18 protein-coding genes and 1 other RNA gene are annotated in these 23,566 nt (G+C 34.5%); 10 read left to right on the forward strand and 9 right to left on the reverse strand.

From position 1 onward, the window contains the following. The first annotated feature begins 6 nt into the window (after positions 1 to 6). The 4 genes from H1R17_RS09665 to ssrA all read left to right on the forward strand — a co-directional run bounded on the left by H1R17_RS09665 (position 7) and on the right by ssrA (position 5,976). The gene (locus tag H1R17_RS09665) at positions 7 to 1,860 is read left to right on the forward strand and encodes a DNA topoisomerase IV subunit B (protein WP_163432634.1); all 1,854 of its coding nucleotides are present in this window, start codon (positions 7 to 9) and stop codon (positions 1,858 to 1,860) included. Positions 1,861 to 1,870: 10 nt separating this feature from the next. Next, complete coding sequence (locus tag H1R17_RS09670; protein WP_163432635.1) at positions 1,871 to 4,522, forward strand: DNA gyrase/topoisomerase IV subunit A; 2,652 nt, start codon at positions 1,871 to 1,873, stop codon at positions 4,520 to 4,522. Positions 4,523 to 4,643: 121 nt separating this feature from the next. Then, positions 4,644 to 5,291, forward strand: a complete 648-nt coding sequence (locus tag H1R17_RS09675) for a response regulator (RefSeq protein ID WP_163432636.1) — start codon at positions 4,644 to 4,646, stop codon at positions 5,289 to 5,291. Positions 5,292 to 5,579: 288 nt separating this feature from the next. After that, positions 5,580 to 5,976: a transfer-messenger RNA gene (ssrA, locus tag H1R17_RS09680) on the forward strand. Here the strand turns inward: ssrA and H1R17_RS09685 are convergent. Both H1R17_RS09685 and H1R17_RS09690 read right to left on the reverse strand, forming a co-directional pair. Then, positions 5,927 to 7,504, reverse strand: a complete 1,578-nt coding sequence (locus H1R17_RS09685) for a recombinase family protein (protein WP_163432637.1) — start codon at positions 7,502 to 7,504, stop codon at positions 5,927 to 5,929. The two genes, ssrA and H1R17_RS09685, sit on opposite strands and share 50 nt — an antisense overlap. An 18-nt stretch (positions 7,505 to 7,522) precedes the next feature. Then, positions 7,523 to 7,684 carry a hypothetical protein gene (locus tag H1R17_RS09690; protein WP_163432638.1) on the reverse strand — a complete coding sequence of 54 codons (162 nt, stop codon included), beginning with the start codon at positions 7,682 to 7,684 and terminating at the stop codon, positions 7,523 to 7,525. Between the two features lie 535 nt (positions 7,685 to 8,219). Here H1R17_RS09690 and H1R17_RS09695 point away from each other — a divergent pair. The 6 genes from H1R17_RS09695 to H1R17_RS09720 all read left to right on the forward strand — a co-directional run bounded on the left by H1R17_RS09695 (position 8,220) and on the right by H1R17_RS09720 (position 12,389). Beyond that, entirely contained in the window at positions 8,220 to 8,609 is a 390-nt protein-coding gene (locus tag H1R17_RS09695; protein WP_163432639.1) for a single-stranded DNA-binding protein, read from the forward strand. Between the two features lie 201 nt (positions 8,610 to 8,810). Then, positions 8,811 to 9,428 (forward strand): PRTRC system protein E, encoded by a 618-nt coding sequence (locus H1R17_RS09700; protein ID WP_163432640.1) that lies wholly within the window; start codon positions 8,811 to 8,813, stop codon positions 9,426 to 9,428. 21 nt (positions 9,429 to 9,449) lie between these two features. Continuing rightward, positions 9,450 to 9,668, forward strand: coding sequence for a PRTRC system protein C (locus H1R17_RS09705; protein ID WP_163432641.1), 219 nt, complete (start codon positions 9,450 to 9,452; stop codon positions 9,666 to 9,668). Positions 9,669 to 9,686: 18 nt separating this feature from the next. Next, complete coding sequence (locus H1R17_RS09710; RefSeq protein ID WP_163432642.1) at positions 9,687 to 10,841, forward strand: hypothetical protein; 1,155 nt, start codon at positions 9,687 to 9,689, stop codon at positions 10,839 to 10,841. Between the two features lie 10 nt (positions 10,842 to 10,851). Next, on the forward strand, positions 10,852 to 11,574 hold the full coding sequence (locus H1R17_RS09715; RefSeq protein WP_163432643.1) for a PRTRC system protein B: 723 nt from the start codon (positions 10,852 to 10,854) through the stop codon (positions 11,572 to 11,574). After that, entirely contained in the window at positions 11,574 to 12,389 is an 816-nt protein-coding gene (locus H1R17_RS09720; RefSeq protein WP_163432644.1) for a PRTRC system ThiF family protein, read from the forward strand. The genes H1R17_RS09715 and H1R17_RS09720 overlap by 1 nt, the downstream gene beginning before the upstream one ends. A 212-nt stretch (positions 12,390 to 12,601) precedes the next feature. Here the strand turns inward: H1R17_RS09720 and H1R17_RS09725 are convergent, their stop codons facing one another. The 7 genes from H1R17_RS09725 to H1R17_RS09755 form a co-directional block, all read right to left on the reverse strand. Next, positions 12,602 to 14,434: a T9SS type A sorting domain-containing protein gene (locus H1R17_RS09725; protein WP_163432645.1), complete on the reverse strand. Its 1,833-nt coding sequence runs from the start codon at positions 14,432 to 14,434 to the stop codon at positions 12,602 to 12,604. Positions 14,435 to 14,763: 329 nt separating this feature from the next. Next, positions 14,764 to 19,650 carry a PKD domain-containing protein gene (locus H1R17_RS09730; RefSeq protein WP_163432646.1) on the reverse strand — a complete coding sequence of 1,629 codons (4,887 nt, stop codon included), beginning with the start codon at positions 19,648 to 19,650 and terminating at the stop codon, positions 14,764 to 14,766. 351 nt (positions 19,651 to 20,001) lie between these two features. Continuing rightward, a complete protein-coding gene (locus H1R17_RS09735; protein WP_163432647.1) occupies positions 20,002 to 20,445 on the reverse strand; it encodes a DUF3872 domain-containing protein in 444 nt (147 codons plus the stop codon). A gap of 12 nt (positions 20,446 to 20,457) precedes the next feature. After that, positions 20,458 to 21,018 (reverse strand): conjugal transfer protein TraO, encoded by a 561-nt coding sequence (locus tag H1R17_RS09740; protein WP_163432648.1) that lies wholly within the window; start codon positions 21,016 to 21,018, stop codon positions 20,458 to 20,460. Between the two features lie 11 nt (positions 21,019 to 21,029). Continuing rightward, on the reverse strand, positions 21,030 to 21,923 hold the full coding sequence (traN, locus tag H1R17_RS09745; protein ID WP_163432649.1) for a conjugative transposon protein TraN: 894 nt from the start codon (positions 21,921 to 21,923) through the stop codon (positions 21,030 to 21,032). A 27-nt stretch (positions 21,924 to 21,950) separates the two neighbouring features. After that, entirely contained in the window at positions 21,951 to 23,294 is a 1,344-nt protein-coding gene (gene traM / locus H1R17_RS09750) for a conjugative transposon protein TraM (RefSeq protein ID WP_163432650.1), read from the reverse strand. Then, positions 23,287 to 23,565, reverse strand: a complete 279-nt coding sequence (locus tag H1R17_RS09755) for a nitrogen regulatory IIA protein (RefSeq protein WP_163432651.1) — start codon at positions 23,563 to 23,565, stop codon at positions 23,287 to 23,289. The genes traM and H1R17_RS09755 overlap by 8 nt, the downstream gene beginning before the upstream one ends. Position 23,566: the final 1 nt, after the last annotated feature.

The raw sequence follows: 23,566 nt of genomic DNA on the forward strand, positions 1-23,566 counted from the left end.
TTTTTTATGCAACAAGAATCTCAGTATACTGAAGATAATATCCGATCACTCGATTGGAAAGAACATATTCGTACACGCCCTGGAATGTATATTGGTAAATTAGGTGATGGATCATCGCCCGATGATGGTATTTACATTCTTATAAAAGAGGTACTGGATAACTGTATCGACGAATTTGTAATGGGAGCTGGAAAAACCATCGAAGTTACTGTGAAAGATCGCACTGTATCAGTACGCGATTACGGTCGTGGTATTCCTTTGGGTAAAGTTGTTGAAGTAGTGTCAAGAATGAATACCGGTGGTAAGTACGATTCAAAAGCCTTTAAAAAATCAGTAGGTTTAAATGGGGTAGGTACAAAAGCCGTTAATGCGTTATCGTCTTTTTTTCGTGTAGAATCTGTACGTGATAATCAGCAAAAAGCAGCCGAATTTAGTGCGGGTAATTTAACTTTAGAAGAAGATTTAGTTGAGACCACAAAGCGTAAAGGAACAAAAGTTACTTTCACTGCTGATGATACCATCTTTAAAAACTATAAATTCCGTAACGATTATATTGTTCGGATGCTTAAAAACTACTGTTATTTAAATAAAGGATTAACCATTATTTATAACGGTGAAAAGTTTTTCTCTGAAAACGGATTAAAAGATTTACTTCAAGAAACCATTACCGAAGATGATATGATTTACCCAATTATTCATTTGGAAGGAAATGATATCGAAATTGCTTTAACACATAGCAAATCACAGTATTCTGAAGAGTATTATTCGTTTGTTAACGGTCAAAATACAACGCAAGGGGGTACACATTTAGCAGCTTTTAAAGAGGCGGTTGTACGTACTTTAAAAGAGTTTTATAATAAAAATTTCGAAGCATCTGATATTCGTAAATCCATTGTTTCTGCAATTTCGTTAAAGGTTGAAGAACCTGTTTTTGAGTCGCAAACCAAAACCAAGTTAGGATCAACTGATATGGGACCTAATTTGCCTACAGTGCGTACTTTTGTAAATGATTTTATCAAAACAAAACTTGATAATTTCTTGCATAAAAACCCAGAAGTAGCCGATGCTTTATTACGTAAAATTCTTCAAGCCGAACGCGAGCGTAAAGAACTTTCTGGTATCAGGAAATTAGCTAAAGATCGTGCTAAAAAAGCATCTTTACACAATAAAAAATTACGTGATTGCCGTGTGCACTTAACCGATGCTAAAAATCCGCGCAGTTTAGAAAGTACCTTGTTTATTACAGAGGGTAATTCGGCTTCGGGGTCTATTACCAAATCACGCGATGTTAATACGCAAGCCGTTTTTAGCTTACGAGGAAAACCTTTGAATACGTATGGAATGACCAAAAAAATTGTATACGAAAATGAGGAGTTTAACTTACTGCAAGCTGCTTTAAACATCGAAGAAGATTATGAAGATTTACGTTACAACAACATTGTTTTAGCAACCGATGCTGATGTTGATGGTATGCACATTCGTTTGCTAATGATTACGTTTTTCTTACAATTTTTCCCCGAATTAATTAAAGAAGGACATTTGTATATTTTGCAAACACCCTTGTTTCGTGTGCGTAATAAAAAGAAAACCATTTATTGTTATACCGATCAGGAAAGAATTGACGCCATTGAAGAGTTAAAACCAAAACCTGAAATTACCCGATTTAAAGGTTTGGGTGAAATTTCACCAGACGAGTTTAAAAATTTTATTGGCCAAGACATTCGTTTAGAGCCTGTAATGTTAGATAAAGCATCGTCTATAGAAAAATTGTTAGAGTTTTATATGGGTAAAAATACACCAGATAGGCAAGAGTTTATCATAGATAATTTAAAAGTTGAATTGGATAAAGTAGAAGCATAGCTTTTTAATAATGACAGAAGAAGAATTAAATAATTTGAACGAAGATTCTGAATTAAACAATCACGAACCAGAATTAGATCACGATCATTTAGAAAGTACAGAAGCCGAAACAATTAAAAAGGTTTCTGGAATGTACGAGGATTGGTTTTTAGAATATGCTTCCTACGTTATTTTAGAACGTGCGGTACCTGCAATTGAAGATGGTTTTAAACCAGTTCAACGTAGAATTATGCACTCCATGAAAGAGTTAGACGATGGACGTTACAACAAAGTAGCAAACATTGTGGGGCACACTATGCAGTATCATCCGCATGGTGATGCCAGTATTGGCGATGCTATGGTGCAAGTTGGACAGAAAGATTTGCTAATTGACACACAAGGTAACTGGGGAAATATTTTAACGGGTGATGAAGCAGCAGCTTCGCGTTATATTGAAGCACGTTTAAGTAAATTTGCCTTGGATGTTTTGTATTCTCCAAAAATTACACCTTGGCAGCTTTCATATGATGGACGTAGAAACGAACCGATTAATTTACCTGCAAAATTTCCTATTTTATTAGCGCAAGGTGGCGAAGGTATTGCTGTAGGATTATCGACTAAAATTTTACCGCATAATTTTTTAGAGTTAATTGATGCATCCATCAAAATTTTAAAAGGAAAAACGTTTATCTTATATCCCGATTTTGCAACAGCCGGAATTGCAGATGTATCTAATTATAACGATGGTGCTCGTGGTGGTAGAGTTCGTGTTCGTGCAAGAATTTCTCAACTCGATAAAAACACTTTAGTAGTTAAAGAAATACCTTTCTCAACCACAACTACTAATTTGATTGACAGTATTTTAAAAGCAAACGAAAAAGGTAAAATTAAAATTAAAAAGGTAGAAGATAATACATCTTCTGATGTTGAAATTTTAATTCATTTACCACCAGGTGTTTCGCCAGATAAAACCATTGATGCTTTATACGCTTTCACAAATTGCGAGGTTTCTATTGCGCCTTTAGGCTGTGTTATTCAAAATAACAAACCTTTGTTTACAGGGGTTTCTGATATGTTAAAACAATCAACAGATCGTACTGTTGATTTGTTAAAACAAGAGCTTATTATTGAACTTGGTGAGTTAGAAGAACAATGGCATTTTTCATCTTTAGAACGAATTTTTATCGAAAATCGCATCTATCGTAGAATTGAGGAAGAAGAAACTTGGGAAGGAGTTATAAAAGCTATTGACGAAGGTTTAAAACCATTCACTAAACATTTAAAACGCGCAGTAACTACGGATGATATTGTACGTTTAACTGAAATTAAAATTAAACGTATTTCTCGTTTCGATTTAGATAAAGCACAAGAAAAGTTAGATGCTTTAGAAGGTGATATTGAGAAAGTTAAATATAATATTGAGCATATAATTGATTTTACTATTTCGTTTTTTACCACTTTAAAAGAGAAGTACGGTAAAGGTAGAGAGCGTAAAACTGAGTTACGAAATTTTGATAATATCGAAGCTACAAAGGTAGTTTTACGTAATCAAAAATTATATGTAAACAAAGAAGAAGGCTTTATTGGTACCAGTTTGCGTAAAGATGAATACGTGGGCGATTGTTCTGATATTGACGATGTTATTGTTTTTCTACGAGATGGAAGCATGATTGTTTCTAAAATTGAAGAAAAGAAATTTGTGGGCAAAGACATTATTCATGTTGCCATTTTTAACAAAAATGATAAACGTACCATTTACAATATGATTTATCGAGACGGAAAAGCGGGAAGCTCTTATGTAAAACGTTTTAATGTTTCGGGTGTTACACGTGATAAAGTGTACGATTTAACACAAGAAAAACCAGGTTCGCAAGTTCTTTATTTTTCAAGTAATCCTAACGGAGAAGCCGAAGTTGTAACCATTTTACTGCGACAGCTAAGCAATATAAAGAAACTAAAATTCGACTTAGATTTTGCCGAACTTTTAATCAAAGGACGTGTTTCTAAAGGTAATATCGTAACAAAATATCCAATCAAAAAAATTGAATTAAAAGAGAAAGGAATATCAACCTTACGTCCTCGAAAAATTTGGTTCGATGATACGGTACATCGTTTAAATGTTGATGGAAGAGGTGAGTTGTTAGGTGAATTTAAGCCCGAAGATCGTTTGTTAATTATCACACAAAGCGGAAGAGCTAAAACAATTATACCTGAATTAACCACGCATTTTGAGGATGATATTATTGTTTTAGAAAAATGGATTACAACAAAACCTATTTCTGCCATTTATTTTGATCCAGAAAAAGATAAATATTTTGTAAAGCGCTTTTTAATTGAATCTGTAACAAAAGAAGAATCGTTCATTTCAGAACATCCACATTCAAAATTAGAAATAGTTTCAACAGATTATCGACCAATGGCTGAAATTTTGTTTGCTAAAAATAAAGGCATTGAAAAAGAACCTATTACGTTAAATTTTGAAGAGTTTATTTCGGTAAAAGGCATAAAAGCACAAGGAAATCAGTTAACCAGCGATAAAATCAAAATGATTAATTTGTTAGAATCGTTGCCTTATGATGATTTAATTGAGCAAGAAGAAACACCTAAGGATTTTATTGACACAGTAGATGAAAACTCTTTAACTGTTGAAGAAGACGGGCAAATTGGGTTTAATTTAGAGTAGTTTTGCTAATACAAATCTAGTATTTGTTTTAACAATTGTTTTTTTTATGTATTTTTGTTTATCAGTTCTGTTCAAATGCAAAATACCTGAACTGAAAATAAAACAAAACAACAAAAAACCTATGAATTTTGTCCTTATTGATGACCATCCTTTCATTTTAGAAGGGTATGGTAATGTTATATGTCAATATTATCCCGAAAGTAAAATAAAAAAATTAACTTCGTGTAAAGATACTTTTGATTATTTTGTGAATACATCTGAATCAAAAAAGACTGATGTTGCTATTATTGATTATAATATTCCCTCTTTTGATGAAGAAAATTTAAAAAATGGTATTGATCTTTGTAATTTGGTTCGCAAAGTAATTCCTTATTGTAAAGTAATTTTATTAACTGCCCATACAGAGAAAATTTTTATACTTGATATTATTAAAAATGCCAAGCCAAATGGTTTTGCTACTAAAGGTGAGGTTACTCCTGATAGTCTTAAGATGATAATTGAGAATGTGGTAAATAATGATAAATATTACAGCGATTATGTAAAATCAACACTAAATGATTCTTTAGATGATAAATCATTAATTGATGATTATAACCGACAAATTTTGTATCTTTTATCAAAAGGATATAAAATTATAGAGTTAAATAAAATTATTCCAATATCTTATAGTGCTATTCAAAAACGTATTGCAAAAATGAAGCAAATGATGGATGTACAAGATGATAAAGGACTTGTAAAAGCTGCAATAGAAAGAGGTTATCTTTCGTAAAATAATAGAGTAAGCATTTTGCTCATATTTTGTTAAGTTTTTACATCAATTTAGGAAATATTTAAAACCTAGCATACATTTGTAAAGCATTTGAACAACTATTTTAAAATTATTGGGCAAAAATAATTAGGGAATATTAAGGTTGTACGTTTTTAGTTTATAGGTTAGATTATTTAGTTTGAAACGTATTTGTTGTTTTGTTGATTACTTAAGGTTCAAATGAGATTATATATAGAAAGTCCTGCTTTTATATGCAGGATTTTTTTATTACATTTGCATTCACTTTTTGGGGCCGATCGGTTTTGACAGCAGGTGGAATTGAATAGTAAGCACGTCGAGCGCTGGAACACAGCTCGTTAATATCATGATTCAAACTTTTTACACGGCGAAAATAACTACGCTTTAGCTGCTTAATCTGAATTATAGTAAGATTGCCTAGTTCCTATTAGATAGGAAAGCTAGATTCCTCTAAAAAGCCTTGGTTTATGGCGTTTTGTTAAGGGGAACCGTAAAAATAAACCTAGAATAATTAGTATCTCGGATATTATTTGAAAACTAAGAGGTTAAGTAAAAAGTGGTTGTTTTTGACCTAGCTTTTTATCGAAAATTTAATCAAAAACTAAACATGTAGAAAGCTATTGGATTGCTTGTTTGGACCAGGGTTCGATTCCCTGCGGCTCCACCTTTGGGGACAAATCTAAAAAAGATAGATTTGTCCCCTTTTTTTTGCCTCTTAACTTGTTGCTATTCTGGTATATAAGTGTAATTGCTTCGTTTAGTCTTTGAGTTCGATGTTGGGTTCCGTCAAACTCCAAATTTTCGGGAAACATCGAACTTATTATAATTCTCTTTTCTTCAATGGTACCATTTTCATAGCGTTCTGATAGATTTGATATCTTATTAAAACTTGTTTTCATCAAGTCTTTTATTTCTACATCTACATTTGAGAGGTTGTTAAGTTCGTCTTCTAATTTTTCAATGCTTTTTTTTGTTATTTTTTTTAGTTCTAAAAAATCTTGATCATCCATAATACCATCTGCATTTTTAATTAATGCTTTTGTATGGCGATCATTTAGTTGCCTAATTTTTTCTAATATGTTTTTTCTTTCTCTATTCTGAGTTTTTGTTTCTACTTCATAATTGTAAATGAAAGAGTCAAGAAAAATATCAATCATTTCCTTTCTAGGGGAAAGTTCTTTTAGCTGGCTGGTAAATGTTTCATTTACTAGTTCTGCTTTATATCTAACCCCACAATCTGTAGAGCAATGGTAGTAATTATAATATACACCCATTTTTCCTTTTGATGAGCTTCCAGTTAACATTCTGTTACAATTGGGACATTTCAAAAAACCTCGTAAGGGAAGATTTTCTGCGGATACTATTTTTGGTTTTATTTGTTTTTTTCTTCCATCTAAAATTGATTGAACTTCATTAAAGTCATGAACACTAATTAGTGGTTCATGTTGACCTAATACAAAAAAACCTTCTTCTTCTTTGTATGGTGGTATGAAGATTTTTCCACAGTATAAAGGATTTCTTAATGCTATCCAGAAATTATTTTTACTAAATCTACCTTTTCCTTTACATTTTTGCCATAATTGTTTCCAAATTTGATCAGTATTAAAATTATTTGCAAGTATCTGTTCAAATGCCCATTTTAATAATGGACCTTCATAAGCATCTATACCAATATATTTTTTCTTATCTTCTGTTATACGGTTAACATAGCCTAAAGGTGCTGTCCCCATATATCTACCTTCTTTTTTTGCTCGTCTCATTCCATGAAAAATATTTAATGCACGTCTATCATTCTCTACTTCAGGAGAAGCAAGATAGAATGCAAGCATAATTTTATTTTCAGGTATAGATAAGTCGAGGGGTTGTTCTATCGCCCCAGGTTCAACTCCAAAACTTCTTAGAATATTAAGCATTTGATAAGCATCACCTGCATTTCGGCTAAATCTGTCCCATTTTGTGAAAAGAAGTATAGTCGAATTTTTATTGTTTTTTATCTTTCTTAAGGTAGAAAGGTATTTTTGCCATTGTGGTCTATTAAAAGATTTGGCTGAGTGATCTTCTATAAATATATATCTAACAGAAATTTCCTTTAATTCGCAGTATTTGCGCAGTCTTTCTTCCTGATCTCTTTGTGAATATCCTTTATCAGCTTGTTCTTCTGTTGAAACCCTGATATACAAGTCTGCTTGTCTCATAAGTCAAAAGTTTTAGTATTAAAATCTTTTGCTAAGGTATTGAATAACTGCTAGCTGCGCAATTTTGTTAATAAATTTTGATATAATTGCGGCTTCATTTATTGTCACAGTTGATCCTTTTTTTTGTAGCAGAACTTTAATTCTTTCTGGTGTAAGTTCTTTATATTTAGTATCTCTCATATTATAGTTTTAAGACAAACTTATAATTGATGATTATCAAGATTTTGTTACTGACATTATAGGACGCTCTTTGTCCATTTTTAAACTTTAAAAGTTGCTGAGAATTTGTAAGTAACTAATGTAATGCAAGCATTTTTACTCTAACTATCGTTTTTTGTAAAAAAACTTTTATTACTTTATAACAGAAAATTGAAAATTCCCTATTCTGTCATTTTCAAATATCTGCCATAGGCTTTCAAAGCCTCTTGTTTTTTATGAAATAGTTGAAGTAATATTTCAAAATCAACCGATAAAAAGGCAGCTAATTTATAGTGGTCTTCCCTTGCCACTTCCTAACCAAAAGACTACGGCATAAACGGTTTCCACCCTAAAAGGTAACCCTCCAATTATTCCGTTTCCTTTTGGTTGTTCTTCATAGACCACTTTGTTTATCTGCTTTCTTTTTTCCGGTTTTTCTTTTGGAAATATTTCAAAAAAAAATAAAAAGTGAGAATTGAAATACGAGCAGAGTTTTAATCATTTAAACAATACTATTATGAACATTATTGGAAGATTGACAAAGAATGCGGAAGTACGCACTTTGTCTAATGAAAAACAGGTAGTGAATTTTTCAATTGCTACTAATGAGTACTTTAAAAATAAACTTGGAGAGCGAGTAGAACAGACAACTTATTTTGATTGTAGTTATTGGATTTCTACAAGGGTAGCTAGTTTACTTACAAAAGGTACTTTGGTGGAACTTATAGGGAGGGTAAGCACAAGGGCGTGGGTAAACAAGGATGGCGAAGCAAGAGCGGGTCTTAATTTTCATACCTCACAAATCAAATTGCACAGTAGTGGTAAAAATAACTATAACCAATCAAATGCCATTTCAGAAAATAAGAATAGTAACCATGAACAAAAAGAAGATGATTTGCCTTTTTAAAGTAACGGATTTACATGGGTGCGAAATTGAAATAACCAATTTGAATGAAGCCATCAAAATTGCTAAAATGTATAAAGGATATAGGCATAAGAAAAAAAACTTATCGGAGTTTGATGGAAGGCAAAATGCGTATTGGTCAGATATGTACGAGAAACTTAAAGCAATCAAAAATCACAATCAATAAATTAAAATTCTTGAATAATGAATACTAATTTTTTTAATCAAATAGCAAAGTTAAGCATTACGGGAGTACTGCAACTGAGTATTGTCAAAGGAACCAAAGACAACCTTATCGTATCGGTTATTCTACAAAACGAAGGTTGCGGAGATACTGCTAAAAACCTTATTCCACCTCTTAATCTACGAGGAACATCAGATGAACTTGACGAGGAATTTTTTCAGCAGATAGCCATGCCTATACAAACTGCATCGGGTTTAATGGTAGATATGGAAGCTTTTATGAAACAATTGGAAGAAGCCAAAAAACAATCAGCGATTGAAAAAGATAAAACGGAAAAGGCTAAAAAGGAGAAGGAAACCAAAGACAAAAAGTTTAAAGACGGTATGACAAAAGCTGATGAATTAGAGAAAGAGGGAAAGTTCCGTGATGCATGGATGAAAGTACCTGATATTACTGAGTTTCCCGAAAAAGCAGACGAGATACGCAAACGTAAAACGGCATTATCTGCAAAGTTTGAAACACCAAGTCTTTTTGAAACGTCTGAAACAACTGAAGAAAAACATTCTAATAGTAAAGCTTTATACCCAACGCATCCAAATGATGATTTGGAATTAGATAATGAAGAAGAACAAGAATAGTAACCCTAAAAAAGAAGAGATATGTTAGTAACAACACAATTAGAACGAGTATTCGTACTCAAAGATAAAGGACAAGAAATTAGACTGACCGACCCAGAACCACGTTGGAGCATAGAAGCCGTAATGAATTTTTATGCTAATATGTATCCGATACTTACAACAGCTAAAGTATCTGGTCCACTGATAAAGGATGATGCTGTGGAGTACAGATTTGAAAGTGTAATGGGAACGAAAGGTTAAACTAAATAGTTAAATGAGATGAATTATGAACAAACATATTCTATCGGGAATTATCACGATACCCGAACAGCAACAACAAAGGCAGTTGCACCGTCAGTTAAACGAGTTCGCCAATTGGATGCAAAAGCCGAAAGATACAAGCGAGGTTTTAAAAGACAAACGCAATTCTGTACCAATTCAGATGCTACCAATGGTTTTCTAAAAAGCACATTTTTACCTAAGTTGCAAGAAACGAAATTTGTACAAACTCGCAGAAAATTGAATAAAACGGAAAGGGATTTTTTTCAATCTCTTTCCGAACTATCTAAGTATTATAATATTGAGCCATTACCATCCAACGAATTTTCTTTTCCTTATAATATGATGCTTGCGCTGAATGATGTAGAAGAAAAGTTGAAGAATAAGGTTTTGAATTGGAACCAAATCCGTTTGATTCAAACCAATAGAAAAATCTATATTTTAAGTAATGAACACTATAATACAGGAGCAACACTTTTTTACATTCCTATTGTGCCCTTATATCGCCTTTTATGTGATAAAAAGAGAAAAAAGAATGCACATTTATTACTGTCTGTATGCACTTATTTATATCACATAGTTAACATTCCATATTACAGAAGTGAAACAAGCTACCTCTATTGGATTTACGAAATGATGAATGATTGGCTTGAACAAGACGATTATTCAGAAGAAACGAAAAGGCATTTATCTGAGTTAAAGCAAGCTGAGTTTATTGGGGATTTTATGGAGCAACGTATTTACAATTATATCAATTTAAATGTCTTTGAAATGCGTATTTCCAAGTTCAAAATTAAGAATGATTTTGATAGTGAATGTTTAACTATAGCAAAAGAAGCCTTTGCTTTGTATCAAACATACCCTAATGAAAACGTATTTAGAAATGCGAAAATCCAAGAAGAGGTATGCGAAGAGGATTTAGAAAATATGATAGGAATGGAAAAATATATTTCATTTTACGCCGATCATAAAGGCTGGCTCAATGAAATGCTTATTCAATCGGTCAATAGCGAGTTTCAAGAATGCTCTATAATTGAAGAGCCTACTATAAGTAAGCGATTTGACGGTACTGATATTTCTAACAACAATTTATGCTTTGAAAATAAGCTATTTGAACTGCTACAGAAACTAAGCAATATTTTGAATCAATTATAAATATAAGAGTATGGAAACGATAAATGACATAACACAAGATTTTGGAACATTGTATTATCCTAAATCTGCTTTGGTGTTTTATGAAACTAAAGGACAAATAAAAGACGTATATGTGGAGCATTTTGATATAGATAAGAATGGTAATCCTATCAACGCTCATCCTTTAACCGTACGAGAAGCAAAAGCTTTGACAAAGGCACTGCGTATTGAAAACGAAATAGATAAAGCTTTTCTAAAATCAAGTGGAATTTTGCCAACAAACATTTTATACATTAACCCAAGCAGTGAAAAAGGCACGGTAATTTGGTACACCAAAGCACAGCAAAAGAAGTTGTTTTTTGTAGATGCACTGGAAATATCAAACGGCGAAGCTTGTGTACCACCAATGGTTTGGAAAGCAACAAAAAACACCCTCAACATTTTTGCCCTTATGAGTGAAAGAAGACCTAACGATAAAACCAAACTGTATCATGCTCCATTTTTTAATGTGTATGAAGATGGAAAAGTCTGCATGGGAACCGTAAGTATTGATATAAAGAAATCTGCTTCGGTTGAAGAATTTATTCATGCTTGGGAAGACTATTTTTTTAATAGTTATTTCAGTCATTCATTATGCGAAAACGTAACCAAAACAAATATTGAAAGTCTTTGGAAAGACCTTGTTGATACTGCTAAACCTTTTCCAAAATCCATTTTAAAAGAAAATGATAAAACCCTTAAAAATTTATTGTAATGAATACAGATAAAACCAAAGTACATTTTACGGATAATTCTTTTTTGAATCCACCAAACCCTATTGAAGTAAATATAATAGGAGCGGGGGGAACAGGTTCAAAAGTACTTACTGCTTTAATGGAAATGAGCCATAGTTTACAAGAATTAGGTCATCCAGGATTGCTAGTGCGTTTGTGGGATGATGATGTTATTACAAACGCCAATTTGGGTAGACAGCGTTTTGCACCAAGTGAAATAGGCTTGTTTAAATCAGTAGCTTTGATAAACCGAGTGAATCGATTTATGGGAACTAATTGGAAAGCAGAGATACAAAAATTTGAGAAAGACTGTTTGGGTAAATTACCTCCTAATGCAAACGCAACAATAACCATTACATGTGTAGACAATGTGAAAGCAAGGTTTGATGTTGCTGAAATTTTAGAAGAGCTAAATAATCAAAGAAATTATGGTAGAGATAAACCAAAATATTGGTTGGATTTTGGTAATAGCCAATATACAGGTCAAGTATTATTATCAACTATCGGGGAAATTAAGCAACCTAAATCAGAAAAATATCAAACGGTTGCAAGTTTGCCTTTTGTTACCGAGGAATTTGAAGAATTGTTAAAAGAGTCAGAGAAAATAGATTATACGCCAAGTTGTAGTTTGGCTGAAGCATTGGAAAAACAAGATTTGTACATTAATGGAACATTGGCTCAAATAGGTTGTTCATTGTTGTGGAATATGTTTCGCAATGGAATGACTGAAACCAGAGGTTTTTTTATTAATCTCAAAAATTGTAGAATGCAACCTATTAAAGTGGAGGAAGCATAAAAATGAGGCAAAAATGCAATTCCTTCCTGTGGTCGGAAACGCATTTTTGCCTCAGATAAGGTGTAACTATTTTGACAAAGGATAAATCCTATTTTGTCAAAGAAGTTACTAGAATTTGTGCGGGATATTCGGTATCCCTTTTTTACTACTCCTACTTTCTTTCAAGAGTTAAACGGGAAAGAAAGTAGCAAAGAAAGCAATTACTATTGTATTTAGAGTTTAACAACTTTAACTGTTGCGCTACTACCTTGTTGGGTGGTTACTTTAATAAAATACGTACCTGCGGTTACACCGTGTAGGTTTATTTGGTTGTTGCTGTTAAATAAACCTTTTTGTAGTTGTTGCCCTAATACATTGTATACCTCATAGCTTTGCAAGGTTTCTTGGGTTTCTATATTTATGATATCATTGGTTGGGTTGGGGTAAACCTTAAGGTTAAGTTTGGTAAAATCTTGGGTACTTGCTCCAGAGCCACACGCACTTGCAGCTAATTTGGCCACAAAGAAATCTGCTTGCCCAGTGCTTACTAAAGGGGTAATGCCCAGTGTGTTGTTCATAAATAAATTCGCCTGAAAAGTACCAGCAGTTATATAGTTACCATCGTTATCAGTAGCTACGGCAGTCATTCTTTGGTTGCCACCCGAGTCGCCATAAATATCGTGTACTGCTATTACATTACCTGTTTGTTTGTTAAATCGTACTAAAATGGGGTCAGGTTGAAAACCTGTTAATGGACGTACTATTTCTATGGCATCCCAAAATTCATTGGCTCCTTGTGCACCAAAAGCAACCTCGTTTCCGTTTAACGCAATGCCTTTTCCTTGTCTTGGACCTGGAGGGGGAGCACCTGGACTACTTGCTGAAGTTGCCTGTACCCACTGTACGGTACCGCTGCTGTTAAGTTTAACTATCATTGGTATGGTATAATCTGCACCAGGTGTAAATAAATAGGGTTGTACGTTTGTATTGGTAGGGTCGTAGAACTTTACATTTTGATCATTAGAATCGATCCATAAATTACCACCAATATAAATATCCGAATTTGTATCTGTTTTTAAAGAATTAAAACGGTTATTTGCTAACTGATTGTATAAAGGGTTAGAATAAAGTTCTCTACGCCATACTTCGTTACCATTACTGCCGTTTAGTGCTAAAATAAACGATTTGTTTACGGTAGCTTTGCTATTATATACAATTTGCCCAGAATTCTGTACTTCGCCTGCTAAATAATACCTGTTTAAAGTTTTATCATAGGCAAAACGAGTTTTACCATTTTCAATTACCGATGTATCGCTAATGGGCAATACCATACTGTTAACATAGTTTAAATTGGTATTGTATTGTACCAAAAGATACTGAAAGTGATACGTCCACGTACTTGGATCATACACATATTGCGATGGTACAGTTACCTGATTATCTAAATGCGTACCGTTTAATAAACCTACAATAAAGTGTAATTTATTCTGGCTGTCCATCACAAGGTCTAATATTTGTGCTTCCCGATTTGTTGAACTGACCGTTCCCTGCAATGCTTTTTTACCTTGAAACACACCATTGCTGTCATATTTAACCAAATAAATACGCTTATGTGCGTCTGGATTAGCAGGTAGCGGCATAATATCGTCTGCGGGATTAGGGCTAAAATGAATATTATAATTGCTGTCACTGGTTATGTAAGCCCCTACATATACATTATTGTTACTATCTAATACTAAATTATAAGCTCGGTCATCATGTTCACCACCAATTGCTTGGCTCCAACGTATGGTACCATCGCAGGTGGTTGAGAATAAAAAGATATCATTACCTCCCATTGATGAATTATAAACAGTTACTGTTTGTCCGTTTAATTGTGGGCTTTGGTTGCCTATCATGGTACCTATAAAATAATAGTTGCCATCGGTACCTACTTTTACATCGTAAATTTGTTCTTCGTCTGTTCCACCTATACTACCACCGCCTTTCATAGCCCATTTCCAGTTGTAGGTTTGGGCTTGTGAGAAGAAAGAGGAAAGAAAAAAGAGAATAGATAGAATTTGCAAATTTAGAAATTTGGAAATTTGGAAAGTAAGTATTTTGTTTATTGAGACTCCTACGGAGTGACAAACTGGATGAGATACTGACCCGAGTTTGTCGAAAACTTTATGTTGGCATCTCGACAGGCTCGATGTGACGGTATTTACTTTATACTTCTGTACGGGATGACATGTTGTGGTGTGTAGTTTATTTTTCATAATTTTTGGTTTTAGGTTGTTGTTAAGTTGTTGGTTATTATAAAAATAGTGAAAATAAATGAAAATAACTCCAACAGTGTCTTAAACACTGTTGGAGTTTGCTTATAGCTTACTGCTTAAAGCTTACAACTATAAGGTTATTTTTTAATTAATTTTTGTGTGGCAATAAGCTGTCCATCGGCTTGTAGGCTTATTACATAAGTGCCCGGTGCCAAATGGCTTACGTTAAAGGTAACTTCACCTTTAGTACCGTTTACTTTTTGTTGGTAACGTTGTATACCTGTTAAATCATAAACGGTAATGCTTTGTGCATTTTGGTACTCAGCACCAATAGTATAGCTTACCACTGTGGTTTCAATTGCAGGGTTTGGTGCTGCTTCTAAGGTAGGTGCTTGTACTACCGCTGGTTTGCCCCAATAAACTTCGCCTAATTGAACAGTTACTGTATCTGCACAATTTGTACCTGTTATTACAAATATATCGTTTGCACCAGGGGTAAACGTACCGTTAACGTAAAAGTACACCATAAAGGTATTAGTACCTGGGTTTAATATATGTGTAGCAGGTGAAAAAGTACCGTATCCGTAAAAACTACTTAAGCTTATTGCTTGTGGAACCGATAAAGGATTTACTATGGTTACATAATACATAAAGCCTCCTTGTACTGTTTCTGCCAATTTAAAACTTACTTTAAATTTACATGGATTTGGTGGGCAGTTTTTAATATCAGGTACAATATTAGGTATGTTGCTGCCAAAAGTACAGCCCATTTGGGTTAAGAACAATTGGTAAGTACCACCTGCTATTATTGGTTGGTTAGGTACCATACCACCACCACTTTGCGAGGTTGTACCGTTTATTTGCCATTCATAATTTTGGTACATACCTAAAGGTCCTAATAAATACGAATCTTTACAAACCGTGTAACAGCCACTTGGTACTATCCATAAAGCACGTTCTGGGTTGTGCGGTGCTTGTATATAACCAGTAGCACTACAGCCAGTAGTTTCTGTATAGGTAACGCTATATGCCCCACCGTGTGTTACATAAATGGTTTGCCCTGTTGCACCGTTACTCCAGTTATAAGTACCCGTAGTTGGGCCGCTTGCTGTTAACTGTAACGTGTACGGATTGCAACTGTATACGCTGTAACTTACACTTGGTGCTGTTACCTGTGGGTGTACGGTTACTGTTGCAGTAAAGCTACCTGTACAAGTAGGGTCGCTGGTTAAACGGGTTTCAAAGGTGTAATTATAGGTACCAGGTGTTAAACTGTTCAGGTTTAAAACCATATTAGCGTTGCCACTTACCCAGTTGTTGTACCCTGCTGGTAAGCCACTACCTGTCCATCTATGTTGTAAGGCAGGGCTTGGGTCGGTTGTTATGCCGTAAAGTATACCGCTGTCTCCGTAACACAAGCTGGTAGTGCCGCTAATGCTGGCAAAAGGTGGTTGGCGCAATACATAACTGCGTGCAAATCCTGCCATTATATAGCTTTTACAGCCGTTACCATCTACCAATACCGGCCAGTAACTGCCGCTTTGGGTTGGTAAATAGCTGCTGCCTGTACCTACCTGTACGTTGTCTTTCATCCATATTAAACCACTTAAAGTACTGGTTCCACCCGCTGGATTATACGTTAAAGGCACTGTACTGCCTACACAGAAATCGGCAGGATTAGGGCTGATAGTTCCCGGATTAAAGTTAGCTTTGTTAATTTTTACAGTCACATTATTAGATTCATAAGAACAACCATAAGGGGTCTCTATTCTTAGCTTAATAGGGTAATCACCGGCATCCTGAAACTGGATTTGTGTAACAGGCCCGTTGGCTATATACCAAGTGTTGTTAAAGCCCCACCAGTACTCATACGCAGGGTTGTAACCTGGTACGTTTAAAGTAATTGCCTCGTCTGCACAATAAATAAGTGGTGTAAGCGCAAAATTAGGGTTTGGTATTGGGTCTAAGGTTACTGGTATGGTAACTTGGCAATCAGGGTACCCTGGTGAGCTTAACGTTAAGGTATAGCTGTACGTGCCCGGTGCCATATTGGTAACAGTAAAGCTTTGCCCTGTTGTATTTGCAGGAACACCTGGCCCCGCATAGGTATAGGTAATAGGCACGTTACCATGTATGCGCGAATTGTTTAACAGCGTTATGTTGTACGTATTATTGGCATTACAGGTAATGGCAGTTTTTAGTATAGGTTCGTAGTATTTCTCTATTTCTACACTTCTTATTACTACACAACCGTTGTAGTTTAAATATACCGTAGCAATATGTACCCCAGGTACCGTAGTAGTAAATACGGCATTAGGCGTATTTATGGTAAGGGGATCTATAGTAAGATGCTGGCTACCCTGCCATGTAATAACCGGACTGCCGGTATAGGTAACATTGGCATTTATTCTTGTGCAGTTGGTAGGATCCCAGTTACCGTTAATGGTTATAGTAGGCGTAGGTGTAATGGTACAGCCGGTGCTACCGCCACAATTTTCTACCACCACTACTTTTTGCGATTGTACCAAGCAGGTGTTTAAATCGCTCACTTCTACATAATACTCGCCACCTGGGTTTGGTCCCGTTATGCTGTATGAAGATAAATTTCCTATAGACATTGGATTACCAACCTTATACCATGCAAAAGTGGTAGAGGCTGTAATACCTGTTGATACGGTGGCATTTAACGTAATAGGCGCGTAGCTGCTTGGGCAAACTACAAAAGCATAACCAGGTGTAATGCTAACTTTTGTTAAAGGATATACCGTAACTGTTTGCGATGCATTGGCACTGTAGTTACACAAGCCTTGTAAATAAACTGTAATGGTTTGTGAAACATTACCGCTGGTATTGTTTACAAAGGCATTAGGTATGTTAGCCGATACATTGGTACCGCTACCTGTTACAGTATAAGGGCCTACTGGTGTAGCACCGTTAAAACTTACCTTTATTTGCTGCCCGCTTGGTAATGAAACAGAGCTTGATATATTTAAAGTGATATTTGTATTACCAGGGCAAATGCCTGCTAATGGTGCCAGCGTAAGTACGGGTTGTGGTATTAAATTTATAGTGAACGTTTTAGTTTCTGTTTTACCACATTTGGTCACTTTTACCGTTAAAATACCTGTTGCAGAGCTGCTTATTTCATTAAAACCAACAGTAACAGTAGCGCTGTTAATACCATTAATAATACTACCAAAATTGGTGTTACCTGTAGTACTGCTTGCAATACTCCATTCAATATGATCTGGTGTAAAACCAGGTGTGCTTACTGAAAATGTTGTCGTACTACTTGGGCAAAATTGGGTTAAACCACTGTTGTTTATAATAACTGGATTGTTTACAATTTGTGTTACAGCAAAAGATACAGGATCTGAACTGCATATTTTACCATTTTTAACAGCTTGTTTTACCACACTAACACTACCAGAGCCTGTAAAAATTGCGGTTACTTGTTGCCCGGTATTGTTACCCGAAATAGTACCACCAGTGGCACTCCAAACATATATAAAACCAGCTTCGTTTTCACTTAAGGTGTATACATAAGGTGTATTAGGGCACACGTTAACCGTACCACTAATGGTACCTGTTAATACCGGTTTTGCTATAACATCTACTACTACAGGATCTGTAATACATCCGTTGTAATCTCCTGTTACAATATAAGACCCTGGATTAGGGAAGTTATAATTAGTGCTACTGCTATAAGCAGAGTGAACTACTGTACCACCTAACAATATTTGCCACTGTACAGCTACACCGTTGTGGGTACTGAATGTTTTGCTTGTATTTGGACAAATGGTTAATTCAGGGTCGGTTATAATCTGCGGACGTTCTTCTACCGAAAATTTCATTTCAGCATATCCTTCACATTTACCAAAATCAATAAGCGTGTTGCGGTAACGCACACTTAGGGTATAGGTTCCTGGGTTACTTCCATCTACTACAATTTCATTGCGGAATTCTGTTTTCACCAACATTGGGTGATTAGGATCTCCGTCAATCATCCATTCAAATTCGGTTGTTGGCCATTGCGGTAAGATATATCTGCCTTGAGCATTTTGGCAAACTACTTCAGGTCCTTTAATTTTAGCATTTCGTAATATAACAGGTATTTTAACTGTTGTCCAGAAAGGACAAGAACAATTAGAGCGATAACTAACGTAACCAAAACCATCTGAAGGGTCTACTTGGTTCCATTCTACTTCAATCCATGTTCCGTTATTAGCCACAATATCTCCGCCAATAACTTTCCACTCGCCACCACAACCATCGTTTACGCTGTAGGTTTCACGGCTGTTTTCACAGGTAATGCTTGCACAGGTAATTTCAAAAGCTTTTGCATCTTTTACGTATATATCCATTTCGTATACCGAAGCACAATTACAACTGTTGGTAACTGTTAGTTTTACAGTATAAGCTCCTTCGGTTGTGTATGTATGCGTAGGTTCAAAGGTGCTAGAAGTGGTTCCATCGCCAAAGTCCCATAAGTAATTAACAATAGCTGTTCCGTTATTTTCTGTAGAAAGATTATCAAAAGAAATCGGCATATTGGTACAAAACTCTTTTTGCCAAGGGTCAAGACCATCAATTTGGAATGCTGCTTTAGGGCTTATAATTTTTTCTACACAAATAGTCAGCGATTCTACCGTATTATTGGTATAGGTTATTGTTAATGTAATAGCACCACTACCACTGGCACCCCATGTTATGGCTGCACCAGTATTGCTGCTACTTTGAACGGTGCCTCCTGGGGCATTCCAAGCAACATTTTGTACATTGTTGGCTGTAAAACTATAATTTACTGTAGTGCCTTCACAAAAACGTAAACAGGCACCTGCTTCAATGTACTCGATAAGGTTCACATAGTCTCGTTCTCCTTTGTCGTCGTACTCAATACAACCTACTTCCTGATCCCAGGTAAGTACAGGATTGTTTGCAGTTTGGGCCTTTAATCCTAAAGACCACAGGAGCATTAGTATAATGCCCAATGCCCTAATGGGCGGTCTGGTAATGTTTTTCATACATTTAAAATTTAAATTAATAAAATTTATTGATAGTATGCTACCGATACCTAAACCGATAGTTTAAAGGTTAGTAATTGATTTTTTGTTATCTTATTTCCCTATCATTATATAGAGTATAGATTTTGTTGTAAGTTTTTTTTTTAAAAAAAACTTGAATATTAGTTAAAAATTAAGGTTAGATGTTAATTAAAGTGAACTTTAATTAGTTATTTTACTAAATTAAGTAAACGTTAACAAATGATTGCTGTAGCAACGCTACCCAAAAAGTTAAAGTTTGAGTATGATTTTGGAAAACAGAAAGTGTTTGAATTGTAAAAAGTAAGGCTTTTTTAAAACAGCCTTACTTTTTTAATTGGTAGTGTTAAATTTAAATTTTAGATGCTTTTCATTTCCAAAATGATCTACAATCCAAATCTCAAAAGCTTGTGTGACGGAAGAGGTTGAGGTGTAATACAGTCTAAATTGCTTTTCTGGTAGTGGGTATAAGTCATTAGGAACATAGGGTGGTTCATCGTAATACTGCAAAGTACCCTGTCCATCAAATTGAAAATAACGGAGGTAGTAGCTGGTATTTTGATACAAACCACTCGGTTGTATTGTTAGGCGTATTTCTACTGTTTTTCCATTGGCTATGTCTTTGGGTACAGGCAGTACTTGAACTTCAAATGGGAAATTGTCTTGTATTTCAAGTTGATCCTCTTTATTACAAGAAGTACAAAAGATTATTAGTAGTAATAAAATTAAAGATCTTGAAAATGATCTTATCGTAGATTGAGCATATGGTATATTCATTGGTTTTTTTCTTTAAAAGTTAATTCTTAATCCTAAGCCAGCTGATGGACGAATTTGTTGTAAATCAGTTCCCCATAAGATTTTTGATCTTCCTTGAAGCAAGAATACCAACCGGTCTGATAAATAGGTTTCAAATGTTAGTCGTCCTCCAACTCCATAGATGAAATGATCTTTGCTTATTAATTTTACTCCATCTTGCAGTTGGTCTTTACCTCGGTTAATACTTTCGTATCCTCCAACTCCTGTTATTCCAAAATTCAACGTAATGTTTCTTTGAGTATCGCCTAAGAGAAAAAAACTATAGCCTCCTTCAGCGGTATAGGTTTCTTGTGGAATACGAATGTTATTGTAGAAATGGTTTTTATAGGTGTATTCAATTCCCCAAATATGATAGTTACCATTTTTAGTGTTTACTGTTATGGCAAGGTTGATGAAATAGCTGTTTTCTATTTTGCCTTTGTCTGTTATGCCTGTCTTTATTTCTAATCCTTTTTGATTGGGTAACAGACGTTGAGCATGTAATTTAGGGGTGTTTAAGATGAGCAATAATAGTGTGAAAATATAATAGTTCATATGTAATCGTTTTATAATATTAAGTGCATTTGATCAATTAATGTCGCTTTTGCTAAATCTGTATTTTCTACTTGAAAAGATTGATGACGACCACCATTTTTCTCAAAGAGCTCTATAATTAATACTTTGTCATCTGCAATCGTAAATGCTTCCAATAGAAAAATATTTCGATCAATACTTTGTGAAGGTATTTCTGTTAGCGGCTTGTAGATGGTTTTTGGGATGATTGTTTTTTCTTGTATTGCAGTTCGTTTGGCTATTTTTTTATCTACTTTTTTAAATGTCATAAAGTCAATTTGAAATGGTACACTGGTTTTGTTTTTACTTTCTAAATGAACATAGTAGTTTCCGTTGTGTATGTATAATCCTTTCATTGTAAATTGAATGCCAAAGCTTTTAGAACCTAAGTGCTTAATGGTGCGTTTGTTATTTTTGTAAATGGTTTCTAATAGTAAATGAACTAAAGAAGGGGAATTGGTACCTAATTCTTCAAACAAAATGGGATTGTTTTCCGTTTTATCTTTTGTTTTTTGCAACTTATTTAAATCATAACTCAAGGCTTCTGGTTCATCGTTGTAAATAACATTGAAATTATAAAAGCAACCTTCTTTTGTAATGACTGAGAAATTGGTTTCTGCTTCAAAATCTCTTGTAGTGGCTTTTATTCGCAATACGTTTTCTGCATCTTCTGCTTTACTGGCAATAAGATATTCACTGCCTAAATCAACATAGCGAATTGAGGAGGGAAAGATGAGATGTGTGGTTTTATCATAAGTCACTTCTAATTTATAGGGCTCAATTTTACCTAGAATGAGTGGAAAGTTAAGAGTATCTTGAGCATATGAAGCTGTTGAAAATAGCAGTGTAATGACAAATGCCCAGAAGGTTTTAATGATGTTTTGCATAGTTTTGATTTTTAAAATGTTACGGTATTATTTTTTTGATACAAGAAATACCTGATGTCCTGCTTTTAGGGTAATCTTTGGTGTACGGACTTTTTTCGCAAAGTATCCTGAAATACCTTGGAGGGCACTTTTGCTTAAGTCAGAAGTAAGTTGTTGACCTGTGGAGGAGCTCATACTAAAACTAGATCCTGTAACATTACCCATATTTGCTATAATATCTGTTGCAGCATTTCGTTCTAGAGAAAAGGGTATCAATAAACCTGCTTGTCCGTCTAAATCATAAATGGTTAGCTCTACAGGGATAATCGTACCGTTTATTTCAAAGGTGTTGACTTTTAATTGTAATCTCCCTTCTTGAAATTTTGTGATAGCTGTTAAAAGGCTGCCTTTTGGAATGATGTGACTGGCTATTTGTGCATCTTCTAATAGTCTCAACTGAACACTTGAATGATCGATTACTGTTTGTGTAACATGTATGCAAGCGTTAATACTGTTTTTAGGTTGTACAGATTTTAAGGAATCATCTATCCCATAAAAATGACGATTTTTGATTTGGTTCCAATCGGATATAAAGGCGCTATCGGATGGTTCTCTATATAACGCAGAAACCGTTTGCTTTTTTGCTGAGGTGATTGCTACCAAATTTTCTTTTTGGTTTCTAATAATGGGAGCAGAAGTATTACTTGGAATGGTCTCTTTTGTTTCGGAAGAAGATGGCTGCGTTTGGTTGTTTTGTGGAAGGTATTTTGCAGCCATTTGATAAGATTTTTCCATTAATGTGAGTTGATCATCTATAGTGACGGTTTTAGGAACTTCTTGTTCATTTAATTGATTTTTTAAATCTTCTATTTCTCTTCGAAGTTTTTGTGTTTCAGTATCATCATTTTTGTAAAAAGAGTCTAACGTGCTTTGTGCATTACGGTAACTATCCAATGCAGGGTTTTTATTTTGTTGTGTATCGCTTTCAAGTGGACTGTCTTTTTTATTGCTTTGAGTAAATAAAGGAATAGTTTCTTGTTGATCTTCGAAGTGCCAATAATCTGCAAGAGTGGTAAAGGCATTGTTTTTTTCTACTGATTTTTGTGATAGTAATTCCTCTTCATATGCTTTGCCTTTATCAGTTGGCATTCCAATGTTAGTGGCTTGTGGCACAACAGGATTTAAACCAATTAGTTCTTTCTTTGTGTCGTCAGTTGTGGGTTTAAAAATCAAATACATGCATCCTAAAAAAACGAGGAACATCAAACTAAATAGCAATGGTTTTTTGAATTTTTCTATTTTATGTTTAGGCTCTTGAAACAAAGCACCTTCTTTATTGGCGTGGTTCTCTGTTACCCGAACCACTGATTTTTTTTGATTATTTTCAGACATAGTTTTTGTTTTTTGAAAAGTTTACTAATGAATTCATTGCTTTTGACTGATTTTTGATTGCTATCGGAATAGGATTTTCAAATTGCTCCAAGGCTATTTCCTTGTACGTTCCCGCATCAAACCATATTTTACAAATCAATCCTGCTGTCAAAATGAGATAGATAATGAATATATAAAGGGTGTAATGTTGTTGTTTTTGAATAGGTAAGGATTTCCAATGAGTGTTTAACTGATCAAAATACTGACTTACTTTTGTTCTTATTTCTTTCATC

This window comes from Flavobacterium sp. xlx-214 (assembly GCF_013874595.1).
Lineage (GTDB): Bacteria > Bacteroidota > Bacteroidia > Flavobacteriales > Flavobacteriaceae > Flavobacterium.